Annotated in this window: 2 protein-coding genes; both read left to right on the forward strand. The window is 43.2% G+C overall.

The features are described from left to right. A partial coding sequence (locus PV02_RS12880; protein ID WP_256623821.1) for a nucleotidyltransferase family protein occupies positions 1 to 198 on the forward strand: 198 nt, incomplete at its 5' end. Beyond that, positions 185 to 468 (forward strand): HepT-like ribonuclease domain-containing protein (locus PV02_RS12885; RefSeq protein WP_256623822.1); only part of this gene is annotated, 284 nt, incomplete at its 3' end. The genes PV02_RS12880 and PV02_RS12885, both read left to right, overlap by 14 nt.

Here is a 468-nt window from a genome sequence, read left to right on the forward strand (position 1 = left end):
AGGAATGAAAGCAAAACCGGCAGCGATATAGACTTCCTTGTTGATTTTGAGAAAGGTGCGGATCTTTTTGATCTCGCAGCCCTTGGAATTTTTCTTGAAGAAGAGTTCGGGTCAAAGGTGGATATAGTCTCGAAGCGTGCCGTAAGGGATGAATTGAAGAGCAGGATTTTGTCAGAAGTGGTTTATGCACACGCATGAGGTGGTTTTCATACGTGAGTACAGGCTGTTTTTAACTGACATTGTTGAATCGATTGATGAGATTGAAGAGTTCACTTCAGGAATGGACTTCACTGAATTTCTGAACGATAGGAAAACCCAGAAGGCGGTTGTGAAGAATATCGAGATCATTGGTGAAGCCGCTAAGAATGTGCCGGATGAGATAAAAGCAAGTTATCCTGACATTCCATGGCGGGTGATTGCCGGTATGCGGGATCGATTAACTCATGGTTATTTCGGAATCGATTATGA

It is taken from the genome of Methanolobus chelungpuianus, assembly GCF_024500045.1.
Taxonomy (GTDB): Archaea; Halobacteriota; Methanosarcinia; order Methanosarcinales; family Methanosarcinaceae; genus Methanolobus; species Methanolobus chelungpuianus.